Annotated in this window: 19 protein-coding genes and 2 tRNA genes; 17 read left to right on the forward strand and 4 right to left on the reverse strand. The window is 38.7% G+C overall.

What is annotated here, in order from left to right:
* Window positions 1–47: 47 nt before the first annotated feature.
* On the forward strand, window positions 48–1,943 hold the full coding sequence (locus AC1M87_RS04750) for a DNA primase (protein WP_481593084.1): 1,896 nt from the start codon (window positions 48–50) through the stop codon (window positions 1,941–1,943).
* Window positions 1,944–1,966: 23 nt separating this feature from the next.
* Here AC1M87_RS04750 and hemA read toward each other — a convergent pair whose 3' ends face one another.
* Window positions 1,967–3,250 carry a glutamyl-tRNA reductase gene (gene hemA, locus AC1M87_RS04755; RefSeq protein WP_481593085.1) on the reverse strand — a complete coding sequence of 428 codons (1,284 nt, stop codon included), beginning with the start codon at window positions 3,248–3,250 and terminating at the stop codon, window positions 1,967–1,969.
* A 76-nt stretch (window positions 3,251–3,326) separates the two neighbouring features.
* On the opposite strand from hemA, the gene AC1M87_RS04760 reads away from it, so the two are divergent.
* The 9 genes from AC1M87_RS04760 to panD all read left to right on the forward strand — a co-directional run bounded on the left by AC1M87_RS04760 (window position 3,327) and on the right by panD (window position 9,230).
* The gene (locus tag AC1M87_RS04760; RefSeq protein ID WP_481593086.1) at window positions 3,327–5,039 is read left to right on the forward strand and encodes a tetratricopeptide repeat protein; all 1,713 of its coding nucleotides are present in this window, start codon (window positions 3,327–3,329) and stop codon (window positions 5,037–5,039) included.
* 6 nt (window positions 5,040–5,045) lie between these two features.
* Window positions 5,046–5,630 (forward strand): lipoprotein insertase outer membrane protein LolB, encoded by a 585-nt coding sequence (lolB, locus tag AC1M87_RS04765; RefSeq protein ID WP_481593087.1) that lies wholly within the window; start codon window positions 5,046–5,048, stop codon window positions 5,628–5,630.
* 12 nt (window positions 5,631–5,642) lie between these two features.
* Entirely contained in the window at window positions 5,643–6,473 is an 831-nt protein-coding gene (gene ispE, locus AC1M87_RS04770) for a 4-(cytidine 5'-diphospho)-2-C-methyl-D-erythritol kinase (RefSeq protein ID WP_481593088.1), read from the forward strand.
* A gap of 5 nt (window positions 6,474–6,478) precedes the next feature.
* Window positions 6,479–6,553, forward strand: a tRNA-Gln gene (locus AC1M87_RS04775).
* A 91-nt stretch (window positions 6,554–6,644) separates the two neighbouring features.
* Window positions 6,645–6,719, forward strand: a tRNA-Gln gene (locus tag AC1M87_RS04780).
* Window positions 6,720–6,755: 36 nt separating this feature from the next.
* Window positions 6,756–7,709, forward strand: a complete 954-nt coding sequence (locus tag AC1M87_RS04785; protein ID WP_035269283.1) for a ribose-phosphate pyrophosphokinase — start codon at window positions 6,756–6,758, stop codon at window positions 7,707–7,709.
* A 98-nt stretch (window positions 7,710–7,807) separates the two neighbouring features.
* Window positions 7,808–8,104 carry a 50S ribosomal protein L25 gene (rplY, locus tag AC1M87_RS04790; RefSeq protein ID WP_179997745.1) on the forward strand — a complete coding sequence of 99 codons (297 nt, stop codon included), beginning with the start codon at window positions 7,808–7,810 and terminating at the stop codon, window positions 8,102–8,104.
* 19 nt (window positions 8,105–8,123) lie between these two features.
* Window positions 8,124–8,702, forward strand: coding sequence for an aminoacyl-tRNA hydrolase (pth, locus tag AC1M87_RS04795; protein WP_035269278.1), 579 nt, complete (start codon window positions 8,124–8,126; stop codon window positions 8,700–8,702).
* Between the two features lie 147 nt (window positions 8,703–8,849).
* A complete protein-coding gene (gene panD, locus AC1M87_RS04800; protein WP_035269276.1) occupies window positions 8,850–9,230 on the forward strand; it encodes an aspartate 1-decarboxylase in 381 nt (126 codons plus the stop codon).
* A 58-nt stretch (window positions 9,231–9,288) separates the two neighbouring features.
* Here the strand turns inward: panD and AC1M87_RS04805 are convergent, their stop codons facing one another.
* Window positions 9,289–9,795 (reverse strand): DUF1289 domain-containing protein, encoded by a 507-nt coding sequence (locus AC1M87_RS04805; protein ID WP_481593089.1) that lies wholly within the window; start codon window positions 9,793–9,795, stop codon window positions 9,289–9,291.
* A 91-nt stretch (window positions 9,796–9,886) separates the two neighbouring features.
* Between AC1M87_RS04805 and trhO the strand changes: the two genes are divergently transcribed.
* The 3 genes from trhO (at window position 9,887) to AC1M87_RS04820 (ending at window position 12,031) form a co-directional block, all read left to right on the forward strand.
* Window positions 9,887–10,819 (forward strand): oxygen-dependent tRNA uridine(34) hydroxylase TrhO, encoded by a 933-nt coding sequence (gene trhO / locus AC1M87_RS04810; RefSeq protein ID WP_035270894.1) that lies wholly within the window; start codon window positions 9,887–9,889, stop codon window positions 10,817–10,819.
* A gap of 194 nt (window positions 10,820–11,013) precedes the next feature.
* Window positions 11,014–11,355: a hypothetical protein gene (locus tag AC1M87_RS04815; protein ID WP_481593090.1), complete on the forward strand. Its 342-nt coding sequence runs from the start codon at window positions 11,014–11,016 to the stop codon at window positions 11,353–11,355.
* A 67-nt stretch (window positions 11,356–11,422) separates the two neighbouring features.
* Window positions 11,423–12,031, forward strand: a complete 609-nt coding sequence (locus tag AC1M87_RS04820; protein WP_481593091.1) for a DedA family protein — start codon at window positions 11,423–11,425, stop codon at window positions 12,029–12,031.
* Between the two features lie 25 nt (window positions 12,032–12,056).
* On the opposite strand, the gene AC1M87_RS04825 is transcribed toward AC1M87_RS04820, so the two are convergent.
* Complete coding sequence (locus AC1M87_RS04825) at window positions 12,057–12,581, reverse strand: YecA/YgfB family protein (RefSeq protein WP_481593092.1); 525 nt, start codon at window positions 12,579–12,581, stop codon at window positions 12,057–12,059.
* A 66-nt stretch (window positions 12,582–12,647) separates the two neighbouring features.
* A complete protein-coding gene (locus tag AC1M87_RS04830; RefSeq protein ID WP_092766845.1) occupies window positions 12,648–12,854 on the reverse strand; it encodes a PA3496 family putative envelope integrity protein in 207 nt (68 codons plus the stop codon).
* Window positions 12,855–13,151: 297 nt separating this feature from the next.
* On the opposite strand from AC1M87_RS04830, the gene rpoD reads away from it, so the two are divergent.
* The 4 genes from rpoD to AC1M87_RS04850 all read left to right on the forward strand — a co-directional run bounded on the left by rpoD (window position 13,152) and on the right by AC1M87_RS04850 (window position 16,902).
* Window positions 13,152–15,089: an RNA polymerase sigma factor RpoD gene (gene rpoD, locus AC1M87_RS04835; protein WP_481593093.1), complete on the forward strand. Its 1,938-nt coding sequence runs from the start codon at window positions 13,152–13,154 to the stop codon at window positions 15,087–15,089.
* 127 nt (window positions 15,090–15,216) lie between these two features.
* Window positions 15,217–15,504, forward strand: a complete 288-nt coding sequence (locus AC1M87_RS04840) for a YbeD family protein (protein WP_481593109.1) — start codon at window positions 15,217–15,219, stop codon at window positions 15,502–15,504.
* A 130-nt stretch (window positions 15,505–15,634) separates the two neighbouring features.
* Window positions 15,635–16,291, forward strand: coding sequence for a lipoyl(octanoyl) transferase LipB (gene lipB, locus AC1M87_RS04845; RefSeq protein ID WP_481593094.1), 657 nt, complete (start codon window positions 15,635–15,637; stop codon window positions 16,289–16,291).
* Between the two features lie 77 nt (window positions 16,292–16,368).
* On the forward strand, window positions 16,369–16,902 hold the full coding sequence (locus tag AC1M87_RS04850) for a hypothetical protein (protein WP_035267888.1): 534 nt from the start codon (window positions 16,369–16,371) through the stop codon (window positions 16,900–16,902).

Here is a 16,902-nt window from a genome sequence, read left to right on the forward strand (position 1 = left end):
AGACTTAATTCAATCACTTTATTCCTCATTCTTTTGGCTTTTTAATTATGGCAATTCCACAACATACGATTGATCAAATTTTAGATCGAACTGACATCGTCGATCTTATTAGCCAACGTGTGAAATTAAAAAAGTCAGGTCGTACCTATTCAGGCTGTTGTCCTTTTCATCAAGAGAAAACACCTTCTTTTCACGTCTACCGTGATAAGCAATATTTCCACTGTTTCGGTTGCCAAGCCAATGGAAATGCAATTCGCTTTATGATGGATATTGATAATCGCAATTTCATCGAGGTGATTAAAGACCTGGCAAGCCAAACCGGTATCGAATTACCTAAAGAGAATCAAGACAATAAAAAACTCTCATACAAGAGAGAACCTATTAAACCTAACCCAGAAAAGCAACCGCAGGCACCCATTGAAGCAGATGCAGGAGAAATCATTTCTCCGCCTGCTTCAGCTTTTGATGTAGATCCTTTTGAAGCATTTCAAAACTATGAATTCGATGAGTATCAATTTAATTCAGATGACTTGAATTCAGTTGAGGTCGCACCTGAAGGTAATTTATACGATCTTCTTGAAAATGTTGCTTTATTTTATGAAAAACAACTTCCAAATAGCCAAATTGCGCAACAGTATTTTCAGCGACGCGGACTAAGTGATACCACGATTAAGTATTGGCGATTAGGTTATGCGCCAGAAGATTGGCAACATCTTGAAAAAGCATTTCCGCAAGATATTGAAGGATTAAAACTACTCGGTTTGATCAGAACCAGTGATTCTGGTCGTGATTTTGATCTACTACGAGAACGTGTCATTTTTCCTATACGTGATGCAAAAGGTCGCGTTGTCGGATTTGGTGGACGAGCATTGAATGACGAGATCAAACCCAAATATATCAACTCGCCTGACTCTGAAGTTTTCCATAAAAACCAACTACTCTATGGCTTATATGAAGGTCGTAAGCTCAAAGCCAATCATTGGTTAATGGTTGAAGGTTACATGGATGTCATCGCATTACAGCAAGCTGGCATTCCTGGCGCAGTTGCCACCTTGGGGACGGCGAGCAATGCTGATCATTTGAATCTATTATTTAAACAAAACAATCAGTTAACTATTGCTTTTGATGGTGATTCGGCTGGTCAAAAAGCAGCTCGACGCACTTTAGAAATTGCACTTCCCCTCTTAAATGATGGTCGTGAACTGAAATTTTTTATTCTACCTGCGGAGCATGATCCTGACTCATTAGTTCGTAAGGACGGTGTTGAAACTTTCAATCGACTTTGGCAACAATCACCACTCTTATCAGAGTTTGCTTTTTCTCTTCTCAGTCAACAATATCAAATCAATACACCTGAAGGTAAAAGTCAGGTCATGGCTGAGTTAAATCAACTCACCAATCTGATGCCTAAGCAAGGTTCGTATCGCTATTTGATTCGTCAATATTTCAAAGAGAAATTAGGATTCAATAAAAAGTGGCAGCCTCAAGTGAGTCTTGACGCTTCATTATCATTTAATATTCGCACACGAGATGAAGATTTCGCAGTGGCAATGTTAATGTACCATCCTTTTCTTTATATTCATTTTGAAGTATTACGCGCAGTGATTCCTGAAGATGAATTGCTTGCAAAAGTATTAAAAATCTTTAATGTCATTTTTGATGATCTGCCAGATGACCAAGAGTTGGCGAGTTATTATATTTTGGGTGCATGTAGCCCATTTCATCATGAACTCTCTGAGATTTTAAAACGTACCAATATTCAAACACTCACTGAAGCCCCTGAAATGGCTGATAAACTTGCCTCAGAATACTCGCTTTCACTTCAAGAAAAATATCTGAGAATCAAATTTAAAGCAGCAAAATCATTAAACGAGTCTAAAAACTTAAGACAACAACTGAATGAGCTAACCAAAAAAATTGGACTACGCTTACTACATGAATAAATAAAAGCGGTCAGTGACCGCTTTTATTTTTTTAGTTTTCGCTGAGCACTAAAAATATCTTCTAAATGTTCTTTAATCGTTTCATAGACATCAGGATTTTCATCTTTAGCGACTTCTCTGAGTAAGATGGAAGTAGGATGTAATAGCTTTTGCGTCAAACGATGCGCCATTTCCTGCATGACAATGGCTGCATCATCGCCAGAGGCTAAACGATCCAATGCATGATTTAATTCAAATGCTTTAACTTTATCTCCATGAGCACGATACTCACTAATTGTCGCTCCAGCTTGTGAAACTTTCTGCTGAGTCACCAATTGTGTTGCTAGTTGATTGACCATCACTTCAGCTTCAACAGCGGCTTGGCGTCGCTGCGCTAAGTTTTCATCAATAACACCTTGAAGATCGTCCACCCCATAAAGGTAAACACCATCCAAACTTTCAACCTTAGATTCAATATCGCGAGGAACAGCCAAATCGACCATCAACATTTGACGGTAACGACGTTTTTTGAGTGCTGACTTAACATCTTGATAGGAAATGACCTGATGTAAACTTCCTGTACAACTTGAAATCACATCAGCGCGATGTAAATTTTGAGCTAAATCAGCAAAAGGAATAATTTCAACCGCAACGCGATGTGATATTTCTTGCGCTAAAATTTCCGCCCGTTCCTGACCACGGTTACAAATTAAAATTTTAGCAACGCCCATTTCAGCTAAGTGCTTTGCAACCAAGCTATTCATTTCACCTGCTGCAACCACCATGACAGTTAATTGTTCAGGCTTACTAAAAACTTGTAGTGCTAACTGTGCTACCGCATAACCCATGGATACAGCATGACTACCGACCGCTGTTTCTGAACGCACTTTCTTAGCAGCATAAAATGCATATTCGAAAATACGATTTAAATTTTGTGAAACAACTTCAGACTCTTTTGCTAGATTAAGTGCAGACTTAACTTGCCCCATAATCTGAGGCTCACCAAGCATAAGTGAATCTAATCCTGATGCCACACGCATCAAATGTGTCACAGCATCTGTATTTTCATAACGGTAAATATGATTTTGTAATTGTTTTACATCAATGCCATTTTTTTGAGCGAGCCAATCTAATACCATGTCCGCATTTTCGGCGATGGCGTAGACTTCAGTACGATTACAGGTTGACACCACAACCATATCGTTAAGTTGGTCATGGTGACTTTGTTCAGTCAACAACAGTTTTAACTTTTCAGGGTTAAAAGCAACTTGCTCTCGTAATTCAACTGAGGCTGTTTGATGGTTGACACCCAATGCAAAGAAAGACATATCAGATCATCAATTCGCTAAATTTATGCTATTGTGCAATAACGGTGTCATAAAAAGCAGTACTTGGATAAAAAAATTGCGTCAAACAATGAGCCGCATAACCGGCATGACAATTCGACAGTATTCTACCACACTCTTGTTGGTGAGTAGCATGACTTACAGTGCTCATATTAGAGCATCTGGAGAATTTTACCACGCCAATTTAAATCATAAAGTTTTACAACAGGCGATGGTTGCAGAATTTGCTTTAGCGGCACATGACACACAGACTGCCTTACACAACTATACCGTACTTGCGATCCAAACTAGCTCAACGGCTTTAAAACAACGTGCACTTAACGTCGCACTCGAACAAAACGACTTACAAGCCGCTTTAGATATTGCAACCCATTGGGTCGTGCAAGAACCCAAAGATGTACCAGCAAAATTCTATCTTGCGCATATCGCATTAAAGTCACACGAATATGAACTTGCTGCGGATGTGCTCGATGATATTTTAAATTTAGATCCTGAGTCAGATTTAGAACAAATTCTTGAAGGCATTTCTCCTGAATCACCTGAGGATCGAGCATATTTATTAAATACTTTACATAATAGTAAAACGCGTAACAATCCTTCGATTCTCGTCTTGATTGCGAGTTTACAAGCACAAAATAATGAAATCGAAAATGCCTTAATTACTTTAAATAAAGCATTAAAAAAACGCCCCAAATCAACTGGGTTTATCTTACTTAAAGCCAACTTACTCATGGCTTTAGGCAACGAAGAAGAGACGCTAAAATGGTTTGAAAAAAGTGCTCGTAAAAATCGTAATAATTTAGAGCTCAGTCTGGCTGAAATCCGCTACTTAATTAAACTGGATAAAAATGAACAGGCTTTAAGCAAATTAAAATGCATCATAAAAAAATGGCCAGATTCGGAAGAAGCACTTTTTATCGCAGGTCTAACCTCAATTGATCTCAAAGAGTATGAGCTTGCTGAACAGTATTTGGTCGAACTACGTGCATCTGGACAATATCAAAATGATGCTTATTTTTATTTGGCATTGAATGCTGAACGAAAACAACATTTTGAAACAGCTAAAGCTTATTATCGACTCGTAGATGGTAATTTATATATGGTTTCTAGACGAAATCTAATTTCAATCTATGACAAACAAAATCGCTTAAGTGATGCGCTGCGCTTTCTGACTCAGGAGCGAGTGAATTACCCTCAACATGCGAGTTTCTTATACCAAGCACAAGCTGAAATACTCAAAAAAATGGGCAATAACAAAGCTGCTTTGGGCTTACTCAAAGAAGCTGCTAAAAACTTAACTGATGACCCTGAAATTTTATATTCTCAAGTCTTATTACTTGATCCATTTACGGATCGCGATCAATTAGATGAATTACTTAAAAAATTACTCACGATTGAACCCAATAGTCCAACTTATCTAAATGCGTATGCATATACTCTGGCGTTGCAAAATCGTCGTTTAGATGAGGCGAGACAATATGCCGAACAAGCTTTAGACAATGCCCCAGAGCAAGCATCTATCTTAGATACCTTAGGCTATATCTGCTTTCTTCAAAACGATTTTGACACTTCCACCCGTGTACTTGCGAAAGCATATCAACTCAGCCAAAGTCCAAATATCGGCATTCGATATGCTAAATCGCTTTACATGCTGGGTTCACTGGAAGAATTTAGCCAAGTGTTACATCAACTCCATCAAAATCATCCAAATCATCCTCAATTGGATCAACTCGATAGTTTATTGTTGCCACAAAATATCAAAAAGAGTTAATACTGTATGATCTTAAATTTAAAATCCTTATTGCTGATTGCCACAAGTAGTGCGCTTCTTGGGTTAGCTGGCTGTCAATCAATTCAAACTCAACCATCACTGCCAACAACGCAAAACCTTGAACAATCAAATCAATTTAATCTTCAGGGTAAAATTGGCGTTAAGACCCCCAAGCAATCAGGCAGTGCTTTTTTTACTTGGCAACAGAAAGATGAACAGTTTGATATCGAGTTAAGCGGAATTCTTGGAGTCGGTAAAACTCAAATCTCAGGTCAACCTGGTCAAGTGACACTGAACAGTGCCAAAACTGGTGAAATTACAGCCAACTCACCTGAAGAGTTATTGTTTCGTGCAACAGGTTGGGAAGCACCAATTACTTATTTAGTCGATTGGGTACAAGCTAAGCAAGCAACAGAAGAAGCTGAAATTCAAAAAGACGAATCGATGCGAATCAGTGAAATTAAAGAACAAGGTTGGCATATTCAATTATCTTACAACGGTCAATCTACACAACCAAACCGTTTGATTTTGAAGCAACAACTTGAAGATGGAACTGAAAATCGTATTACAATGGTAATTCAAAATCGTTAAGTTTGATTATTTATGATTCGTGTACCCTCCCCTGCAAAACTGAATTTGTTTTTACACATTACGGGGCGCCGTGAAAATGGTTACCATGAATTGCAAACCATTTTTCAGTTGATAGATCTTTGTGATTGGATGGAATTTACACCAAGCTCTAATCAATCTATCTCCATTGCAGGCTTATCAGAAGTAAGTCTTGAGCAAAATTTGATTTATCGTGCAATTATGATGCTGAAACCTTATGCCAAAAGTGAAAATTTAGGCATCCATGTCAACATCGAAAAAAATATACCGATGGGTGCAGGACTTGGTGGTGGTTCTTCAAATGCGGCTACCGCATTATTAATCATGAATCAAATTTGGCAATGTGGCTTAAATCGTGATCAATTAGCAGAAATTGGTGTACAACTGGGTGCTGATGTTCCCATCTTTATCCATGGTCGTAATGCATGGGCAGAAGGTATTGGTGAACACTTAACATTCATAGACTTAGATCAAAAACAATACATTGTGTTAAAACCTGACTGTTTTATCAGCACTCAACTGCTTTTTTCACAAAAATCGTTGACAAGAGACACGAAGACCTCTAAATTTTGCGCCTATCAGATAAAGCCATCTGATTTCAGAAATAACTTTGAACCTCTGGCAAGAAGTCTATATGCTGAAGTCGATGAAGCAATGCAATATTTAGATCAGTTCGGTGTTGCAAAACTTACAGGTACAGGTGCTTGTGTTTTTACTGAAGTAACGACTGAAATGAACATTGATGACATTCTTGCTCATTCACCTTGTAAAGCTTACTTAGTGAATAGTTTAGAACAATCACCATTGAATCAAATCATCGTTTAAATGATAGGGGCGTCGCCAAGTGGTAAGGCAGCGGGTTTTGATCTCGCCATCCGTTGGTTCGAATCCAGCCGCCCCTGCCAATTTAGTTCAAAAAGACAGAACATTGGTATCATGAGTTGAGTCAAACAACCTTGACAAACCCATATAAAACCATTAAAGTTCTGCCGCATTAGGGGCGTCGCCAAGTGGTAAGGCAGCGGGTTTTGATCTCGCCATCCGTTGGTTCGAATCCAGCCGCCCCTGCCATCTCATTCTATACATTTCAACCGCCAAGGGTGCTTCATGCCCAATCTTGTCGTTTTTAGTGGAACTGCGCATCCACAATTCGCCCAAAAAGTCGTTAGCCACTTGCATATCCCTCTAGGTGCTGCATCTGTAGGTCAATTCTCTGATGGTGAAATCGCTGTCGAAATCACTGAGAATGTCCGTGGTAAAGACGTATTCATCGTTCAGCCTACTTGTGCTCCAACTAATGATAACCTTATGGAAATCTTAGTGATGGCAGATGCATTGCGTCGTGCAAGTGCTGGTCGTATCACTGCTGTGATTCCTTATTTCGGTTATGCTCGCCAAGACCGTCGTCCTCGTTCTTCACGTGTTCCAATTACCGCAAAAGTAGTAGCAGATATGCTAACAACTGTAGGTATTGACCGTGTTGTGATGATCGATCTTCATGCTGACCAAATTCAAGGTTTCTTCGACATCCCTGTAGACAACATTTACGGTACGCCAGCGCTTTTAGCTGACTTACGTCAACAGTCTCATGACAACCTTATGGTTGTTTCGCCAGACGTTGGTGGTGTTGTTCGTGCTCGTGCTGTTGCGAAACAAATGGGCGATATCGATTTAGCTATCATCGACAAACGTCGTCAAAAAGCAAATGAATCACAAGTGATGCATTTGATTGGTGATGTTAAAGATCGCGACTGCGTGATCGTTGATGACATGGTTGATACAGCTGGTACTTTATGTAAAGCCGCTGATGCATTGAAGACTTTTGGTGCGCGTCGTGTCGTAGCATATGCTACTCACCCTGTTTTATCTGGTAAAGCGATCGAGAATTTGAAAAACTCTGTTATCGACGAACTTGTTGTGACAGATACAATTCCGCTTTCAGAAGAAGCTTTAGCTCTTGGTAAGATTCGCCAAGTTTCAGTTGCGAGTATGGTTGCTGAAACAATTCGTCGTATTAACAACGAAGAATCTATTAGCGCAATGTTTGATTCTTATCTATAATAGAGCGCTAAAATTTTAAAGCCCTGCCTTTTGGTAGGGCTTTCTATCACTAGATCGGTCGCAGATCTAGTTCACTTAACTTAAATAGGATGTCTCTCATGGCAAACTTCGTATTAAATGCAGTAGCACGTGAAGAAGCAGTACAAGGGAAAGGTGCGAGCCGCCGCCTTCGTCTTCAATCTAAAGTTCCTGCTATCATCTATGGTGGTGATGCTGCACCTGTAGCAATTACACTTGAGCTTCGTCAGCTTGTTAAATTCTTAGAAGACAACGCTTTCTTTGAAGAAGTAATCGAAATTGATGTTGATGGTAAAGTTGAAAGCGTTAAAATCCAAGCTTTACAACGTCACCCAGCTAAAAACACTCCAATGCACGCTGACTTCAAACGCGCATAAGTGTTGATGGTGTAAATTAGTGTCTCATATTTCACTGATTGTTGGTTTGGGCAACCCTGGTAAAGAGTATGCTCAAACCCGCCATAATGCAGGCTTCTGGTATGTAGAACGTCTTGCAGAACAATATGGCATAACACTTAAAAATGACCCTAAATTTAATGGATTAAGTGGTCGTGGTAATGTGGAAGGACAAGACGTTCGACTTTTATTACCTTCAACCTTTATGAACCGTTCTGGTCAAAGTGTTGTACCCTTCGCAAAATTCTACCAAATCTCTCCAGAAGCAATGCTTATTGCTCACGATGAACTTGATATGGACCCAGGCATTATTCGCCTTAAAACGGGTGGTGGTCATGGTGGTCATAACGGTTTACGTGACATTGTTCCTCATACAGGTCCCAACTTCCATCGTTTACGTATTGGAATTGGACACCCTGGATCAAAAGACCGTGTATCAGGTCATGTTCTAGGTAAAGCACCCTCAAGTGAACAAACGCTCATTGATGATGCAATTCATCATGCACTAAGTCGTACAAAATTATTAGTGAATGGTGAAATTCAGCAGGCAATGAATCAAATAAATGCCTACAAACCGTAGTTGATAAATTTAATTTTTGTTCAACAATTTTTCTTGCCACGATGAAAATTTGAGGGCAAAATGCGCTTTCAAATGCTTCACCCAAATTAAAAAACTGTTGTTTCTAGATAATAAAACAATCTTAGAACAACTCAGGAGACGCTTCCCATGCTATCTCGTTTATTAAAAGCTAAAATCCACCGTGCAGTTGTAACACAAGCTGAACTTCATTATGAAGGTTCATGTGCAATTGATGGTGTATTACTAGATTTAGCTGGTATTCGTGAATATGAAGAAATTCATATTTGGAATGTAACTAATGGCAAGCGTTTTACAACTTACGCAATCCGTGGTGAAGAAAACTCAGGCATTATTTCTGTAAATGGTGGTGCTGCTCACCAAGCAGATTTAGGTGACATTATTATTATCGCGACTTTCGGTGATTTTACTGTTGCAGAAGCTGATGCACATAAACCACGTTTGGTTTATGCAAATCCAGATAACACTGTGAATCACACAGCAAATTGTATTCCTGTCCAAGTTGCTTAATGATTGACTAAAAACTCGCTTACTTGAGCGAGTTTTTTTATAACAAATTATCATAGAATTACTCTTCATCCACCAACTGCAAGCTTTGGCTAATCCCATCTGCTCTTAACCAAGCTAATTCATAACTGGCATTCGCCAAAGCTAGAACCCGACGTTCAAACTCAGTCCAGATCGGTTTAACATGTGGAGCTGAAATACCTAAACCACTTTGCTCTGCTAAATGCTTGTTTTTTTCGCAAATTTTAAGCGCGTGATACAATTTTCGACCTTTCGAAGCATTCTCTAAAACTCGAATTCTTTTTGATTCAATGAATTTTTCCACCTCAGAAAGTTCAGCATGAGGAAGCATTGGAACCAAAATTTGATCCAGTTGTTGATCTAAACGCTTCCAAATACTCAGTCGTTGTTCTTCATTATAAGTATTCCATTGAATCACTTCATGATTAAAACGTCGACAACCACGACATACCGCATCACCAAACACTGTTGAACAACGTCCCGCACATGGTGTTAATGAAGGGATTCGACGCGCTGTATTCAAAATATTTTCCTCATATAAAACCATAAATTTTCTATGGCTTTCTCGCATATTTTCAAAAATCGCGTTAGAATACGCGCCTGATTTTATCCCTATATTAATACATTTGGAGTACTCCATGAACGCTACTGTAGAACAGCTTGCACCTGTAGAACAGCAAGCGACCACTGGTTGGGTTGTTGCGGCACTTTATCAATTTAAAGAAGTTGAAGATTCTCTAGCACTTCAACAAAAATTACTTGAGTTGGTAAAAACCATCAACCTATGCGGTACTCTTATTGTTGCCCATGAAGGGATTAACGGAACAGTTGCAGGTGACCGTCATGCAATTGACGTCATTCATCAATTCCTTTTAAATGAAGGATTTAATGACATGGAATATAAAGAGTCACACAGTGACGAAAAACCATTCCGTAAAATGAAAATCAAACATAAAAAAGAAATCGTGACTTTAGGTGTTCCAGTGAAACCACGCGACTTGGTTGGTCACTATCTAGACCCTAAAGAATGGAACGAACTCATTGCACGTGATGACGTGATCTTAGTCGATACAAGAAATGATTACGAATACAAAGCAGGCACATTCAAAGGGGCAATTGATCCGAAAACTGAAACGTTCCGCGAATTCCCTGAATATGTAAAAAACAATCTTGAACAGCATAAAGATAAAAAGATTGCCATGTTTTGTACAGGCGGGATTCGTTGTGAAAAATCAACTTCACTTCTTCTTCAAGAAGGCTTTAAAGAGGTATATCACCTCAAAGGTGGTATTCTTAAATATTTAGAAGAAACCCCTCCTGAAGAAAGTTTATGGGAAGGTGAATGCTTTGTTTTTGATGGTCGTACTGCGGTTACACACGGAGTGGAAGAAGGTCAAAATGTGAAGTGCCATGCTTGTGGTTGGCCATTAACCCCTGAAGAAGTAGCATTACCAAGCTACGAACATGGCGTATCATGTGTTTATTGTATCGATAAAACAACAGAAAAGCAGAAAGAAGGTTTCCGTATGCGCCAGTCTCAGATTATTGCTGCAAAACGTAAACGCCTCTAAATAAAAAATATTTTATTTAACTTACAAAAGCGTTGTCTACATTACAGTGTAGATGACGCTTTTTACATTGAACAAACAAAATTTCAATTCTGATATATCACCATTACAAAGTTATTTTATAACGACACAAAACCATGAAGTCATTCAGATAAATTTAATACGAAGGAAATAAATTTAGCTCAAGGATGAAAGTCATGAATCGAATGCCATTCAAATATCTTCCTGTTCAACGAAATTTTGCTCACCATAATCATTTAGATCGTGTATCGGCTGTACCGACACATTTAAAATTTATATATATCGACTCACATAATTCTGATGTTAAATTGCATATACGTAACCAATCCCATTATTTTATCGTAACATTAGGTGCTTGTATCGGCGCAATTATTGCTTTGGCAATCGGTTTTCAGATGAGAGATTCAATGAGTCTTATCTTCATCATCAGCATAGCTCCCCTTCTCGTTAGCTATATCCTACGAGAAGTCTATGTTCATACACTTATACAAATTCAACATCCTAAACTAATGCATTAACTTAATTTCACTGTATTTTTTCTTAAAAACATCTAGTATAGGTTTAACTTTAAAATACAAATTACTTATGAAAGATTGGATCATTTCAGTGATGGAGCAATTGGGCTATTTCGGCATTGCTCTATTGATGTTTCTCGATAATGTGTTTCCACCTATACCCTCAGAGATTATTATGCCTTCAGCTGGCTATACCGCTTCTCAGGGTCAATTACTTTTGATCGGTGTCATTTTTTCAGGAAGTATAGGTTCGCTCTTAGCTGCCGCTACGCTGTATTGGTTAGGACGTAAGATCTCTGATCAAAAGCTCTATGCGTTCGTTGAGAAATATGGCAAGTATTTATTTATTAAAGTAGCTGATGTTGATAAATCATTAGAATGGTTTGAAAGATATGGACATCGAATCGTTTTTTTTGGACGTATGGTTCCAGCAGTACGATCTCTGATTAGCATACCTGCAGGCATGAGCAAAATGCCTTTTGCAAAGTTTATGTTTTATAGTGGTTTAGGCACGGTTATATGGACCACCTTTTTAGCATATGTGGGTTATTATTTTGGAAATAATACTGAAATGATGCACAAAATATTTAGCCAAGTAAGCTATCTAATTATTGCTATTGTGATCAGCATAATCATTTGGATTGTGTACCGTAGACAAAAAAGAAAGAACTCAAAATAAAAAAGCACCTTACGGTGCTTTTTAATTAGTTCGGCGTATGATACATCAAATACAATTCATTCAAGTTATCTGGAATTTCTTCTGCAAGCTCATCCATTAATTGACCGTTACGGCGGAAAGACTCCATTTGAGGATCTTCTTCGTCAACTCCACTAAACACCATAATTGGCAGAGTGAGATCAACCAATTGCTCTTCAAACTCAGGTGTGAACCATGCATCTTCATTTAAGAACATTGCATCGACAAAGCCTACACTCCAATCCCCAAGGCTTGACTCTACATCTGCTTCTTCAATTTCAAAAGGAAATTCGATACCTTCTTCATTGGCAAGTTTTTGACGTAAATCTTCTAACCAAAGTTTAATTTGAGCTACGATCTCTGTAGGCACTTTCTTTTGATTATTGTCAAATAACTCATCCAACCAACGATCAAATTGAGGACCTACAGCTGTCGCACACAAAAAACCATGAGTTGCAGCAAAATCTAGACCATGCTCATTTTGGTCGCCATCTAAGTAGTCACTTAACAAGTCTAAATCTAATGCACTCATTGTATTTCCAAAGGTTGTATCTTAATTCCGTAGAATAACATTTTAGATCAGGATACCCAATCTAATTTAGTCTTCATCATCGTCGAAATCATCATCGTCAAAATCATATTCAAGATCTTTCAATTCACGATCTAAACGACGCTGTGCAAGTAAGTCATCAATCAAGCGACGCTTTTCTAATGATTCTTTGGCGCTAATTTTGCTCGTAGTTTCATCAAAACTAACATCATCATCACCGTAGTTATCATCTAGTTCAAAATCTGTAGAAGACACTAAAACTACCTCATATGTGAAAAAATGAATGGGGCTAGGCGCTATTTATCTTTGTTCAGAATACTTGTCAAGTTTTATTTTATTTTTCGCTGATATTTATACAAATTTTAGTTTTTTTTGGACAAAAAAATATGTCATTATTTAATCAAGGATCAAATCCTTATTGCTGGTTTAAAATAAAAAGCATGATGTGCTTGAAATGAACAATTTTGACCCAATATTGACTTAAACAACTTAATTCATTGGTTTTCAAAACCAATTATACTGAGTTAATACGATACTAAAGATAAGTTAATTGTGCTAGAATGCACGGTTTTTCCCCGCCACAGATTCAACGAGAAGAGAGCAAAGATGAGCGATATGCATTCCCCTACTTCACAAGTAGCGGCTCTGATTAGCCGAGGCAAAGAACAAGGTTACTTAACCTACGCTGAGGTTAACGATCATCTCCCAGACTCGATCACTGAAAGCGAACAGATTGAAGATATCATTCAGATGCTTCAAGACGTCGGTATTCCTGTACACGAACGTGCGCCAGAATCTGACGATGCAATGTTTGATGGTAGTAGCGCAGAAACGACTGACGAAGTTGCTGAAGAAGAAGCAGCTGCAGTTTTAGCATCTGTAGAAAATGAGCCTGGTCGTACAACTGACCCTGTTCGTATGTATATGCGAGAAATGGGAACAGTTGAACTGTTGACTCGTGAAGGCGAAATTCAGATTGCAAAACGTATCGAAGAAGGTATTCGTGACATTTTAAACTCAATTGCTTATTGGCCAAATGCGGTTGAAGTTGTATTACAAGAATATAAAGATTACGAAACTGGCGAGCGTCGTTTAGCCGATATCCTTTCAGGCTATTTAGATCCAGAGTCTGATGAAGAAATTCCAGAAGTTTTAGAAGAAGTTGATGCTGATCTTGAAGAAGAAACAGAGACTAAACCAACTAAAGATGTAAAACTTGATGACGATGATGAAGAAGAGTCTGAAAGTGATGATGATTCTGAGGGTGATTCAGGTCCAGACCCTGAAATCGCAAAAGTGCGTTTTGCAGAGTTAGAAGCTGCGTGGAATGCAACTAAAGATGCGATCGCAAAACATGGTCGTAACAGTAAAGAAGGTAAAGCAGCTCTTGAGTCGCTCGCAACCGTCTTTATGATGTTTAAGTTCACACCACGTTTGTTTGACATCATTTCTGAAATGATTCGTGGCACGCATGAACAAATTCGTACAGCAGAACGTGAAGTAATGCGCTACGCAGTTCGTCGTGGTCGTATGGATCGTACTCAATTCCGTACAACGTTCCCTGGTCAAGAATCAAACCCAGCTTGGTTAGATGAGCAAATTGCTAAAGCCACTGCTGACCAAAAACCATACTTAGAGAAAGTACGCCCTGACGTTCTTGCTTTCCAACAAAAAATCGCTGATATCGAAAAAGATCTCGACCTTACTGTACGCGAAATTAAAGATATTTCTAAACGTATGGCGATTGGTGAAGCAAAAGCACGTCGTGCTAAAAAAGAAATGGTTGAGGCGAACTTACGTTTGGTCATCTCCATCGCAAAAAAATATACCAACCGTGGTTTACAGTTCCTCGATCTGATTCAGGAAGGTAACATTGGCTTGATGAAAGCCGTAGATAAGTTTGAATACCGTCGTGGTTATAAGTTCTCGACTTATGCAACTTGGTGGATTCGTCAGGCGATTACACGTTCAATTGCTGACCAAGCACGTACAATTCGTATCCCTGTCCATATGATTGAAACCATTAACAAGATCAACCGCGTATCTCGTCAATTGCTTCAAGAAATGGGACGTGAACCTACACCTGAAGAGTTAGGTGAACGCCTTGAAATGGACGAAGTCAAAGTTCGTAAAGTGCTTAAGATCGCTAAAGAACCGATTTCAATGGAAACACCGATCGGTGATGATGAAGACTCTCATCTTGGTGACTTCATTGAAGATGGTAACATCACTTCACCAGTTGATGCTGCCACTTCTGAAGGCTTGAAAGAAGCAACACGTGAGGTACTTGAAAACCTGACTGAACGTGAAGCTAAAGTCTTGAAGATGCGTTTTGGTATTGATATGCCGACAGACCACACTTTGGAAGAAGTTGGTAAACAGTTTGATGTAACACGCGAACGTATTCGTCAGATTGAAGCAAAAGCGTTACGCAAATTACGTCATCCGTCGCGTTCTGAACATTTACGTTCGTTCCTTGAGAATGACTAATCTATCCATAGGATAATACAGGCTTGAATATGGGGGACACTCCCCCATAATATAAAGCGTGTAGCAAATAATTCTAAATACCTGCTCATAGCAGGTATTTTTACTAATGAGGTGTCCTATGACTGACATGATCGATCGCACTCCATCACGCGAATTACAAGAGCATCTTTGGATGTTTCCGATGGACTATCCAATTAAATTGATTGGTCTTGCAGGTGAGGATTTACGCAAAGCAGTGAATGACATTTTTGTTAAACACTTCCCTGATTTTGATGGTAATGCAATGACAATTACACCATCGCGTACAGGCAAGTATCATTCAATTACTGCGCAACTTCGTTTTGAAGAGCTTGAGCAAGTACATCAAGTTTATGCAGACTTGGCTGCTTGCCCTTTAATTAAAACTGCACTTTAATAAAAAAACACGCTTCATGCGTGTTTTTTTTATGTTTGTTAATTATTCATCAAGTATGTGCCTAGGTCACACTTAATTCAACAATATTGTCTATAATAAAACTTATTTTTGAATGTGAGCCTCAACCTCCGTGGATGTCAAAACCAAACCTCAATTGATTATTCGTCACTATACCCAAACCACTTCTTATGAAGATCGCTTCCAAGAAATGAAGCTGATGACAGAACAGCGTGACGAACAAACAGCAGATGAATTTTGGATTTTGCGGCACAATTCTGTGCTTACCCAAGGACAAGCTGGCAAACCAGAACATATATTAGTGCCTAGCCATATCCCAGTTGTTCAAACTGATCGTGGTGGACAAGTCACTTGGCATGGTCCAGGTCAATTGGTTGCATATTTTATGTTTGATTTAAATCGATTAGGCTGGAATGTCCGTACTTTGGTCAGCTATGCAGAAAATGTCATGATCGATTTATTAAAAAAATACGATATCGAAGCCTATGCTAAACCAGATGCACCTGGTGTTTATGTTGATGGTAGAAAAATTGGATCTCTCGGCTTTAAAATCAGAAAAGGTCGCAGCTATCATGGACTCTCACTTAATATAGATTGTGATTTGGAAGGCTTCCAAACCATTAATCCTTGTGGTTATGCAGGTCTTGAAATGGTCAGAATCTCTGACTTAATAAATCCCTACCCAAGTTTTGATACGCTAGTTCAAGACCTCATTGCCTATCTAGAAAAAAGTGACCTGTTCAGTCAAATTATCGTGAAAGATCATTAAAACTCCTTTACTTTGTCATTATATAATTTTAGAGTATTTACTCTAAATTATAAAACTATGTGATAAGGGACAAGTGAGTGATTTCTATTAACTCTGTAAAGCCCGCGCTAGAACAAGCTTATGTCAAACTCATGCTTGACGTGATTGGCAGAGGCTTAGCGATGGCAAGTCAAGTCGATGAAGAAATAAAACAGGAAATTGCTAAATTTCCTGTCGGCTTCACGATTTCAATGGACGTTTTCAACAGTGATGCAGCATTTATTGCACAAGTGAATCCACAACATCAACTTGTCTTAATCGACCATGCATCAAAAAAACCAGATTTAACGATTACCTTTAAACATATGCATCATGCTTTTTTGGTATTTTCTTTCCAAGAAAGTACTGCACAAGCATTTGCAAATGACCGTATGATTGCTGATGGCGATTTAGGTCATGCAATACGTTTAGTGCGTTGTCTGAATAAAATGGAAGCCCTTATTCTTCCAAAATTAGTCGCTGAACTTGCAGTCAAAGAATATCCGGTCAATCTGTCATTAAAAGAAAAATTGACAGGTGCAGCAAATATTTATCTCAAAGTTGCTCAGTCATATATTAAAGGGAGTGCTTAA

Source organism: Acinetobacter sp. 24-47-62 (genome assembly GCF_056779765.1).

Bases quoted from the DNA above. Each gene is read 5' to 3' on its own strand.
- AC1M87_RS04750 (WP_481593084.1), top strand. From the start codon at position 48: ATGGCAATTCCACAACATACGATTGATCAAATTTTAGATCGAACTGAC.
- hemA (WP_481593085.1), bottom strand. From the start codon at position 3,250: ATGTCTTTCTTTGCATTGGGTGTCAACCATCAAACAGCCTCAGTTGAA.
- lolB (WP_481593087.1), top strand. From the start codon at position 5,046: ATGATCTTAAATTTAAAATCCTTATTGCTGATTGCCACAAGTAGTGCG.
- ispE (WP_481593088.1), top strand. From the start codon at position 5,643: ATGATTCGTGTACCCTCCCCTGCAAAACTGAATTTGTTTTTACACATT.
- AC1M87_RS04785 (WP_035269283.1), top strand. From the start codon at position 6,756: ATGCCCAATCTTGTCGTTTTTAGTGGAACTGCGCATCCACAATTCGCC.
- rplY (WP_179997745.1), top strand. From the start codon at position 7,808: ATGGCAAACTTCGTATTAAATGCAGTAGCACGTGAAGAAGCAGTACAA.
- panD (WP_035269276.1), top strand. From the start codon at position 8,850: ATGCTATCTCGTTTATTAAAAGCTAAAATCCACCGTGCAGTTGTAACA.
- AC1M87_RS04805 (WP_481593089.1), bottom strand. From the start codon at position 9,795: ATGGTTTTATATGAGGAAAATATTTTGAATACAGCGCGTCGAATCCCT.
- trhO (WP_035270894.1), top strand. From the start codon at position 9,887: ATGAACGCTACTGTAGAACAGCTTGCACCTGTAGAACAGCAAGCGACC.
- AC1M87_RS04815 (WP_481593090.1), top strand. From the start codon at position 11,014: ATGAATCGAATGCCATTCAAATATCTTCCTGTTCAACGAAATTTTGCT.
- AC1M87_RS04820 (WP_481593091.1), top strand. From the start codon at position 11,423: ATGAAAGATTGGATCATTTCAGTGATGGAGCAATTGGGCTATTTCGGC.
- AC1M87_RS04825 (WP_481593092.1), bottom strand. From the start codon at position 12,581: ATGAGTGCATTAGATTTAGACTTGTTAAGTGACTACTTAGATGGCGAC.
- AC1M87_RS04840 (WP_481593109.1), top strand. From the start codon at position 15,217: ATGATCGATCGCACTCCATCACGCGAATTACAAGAGCATCTTTGGATG.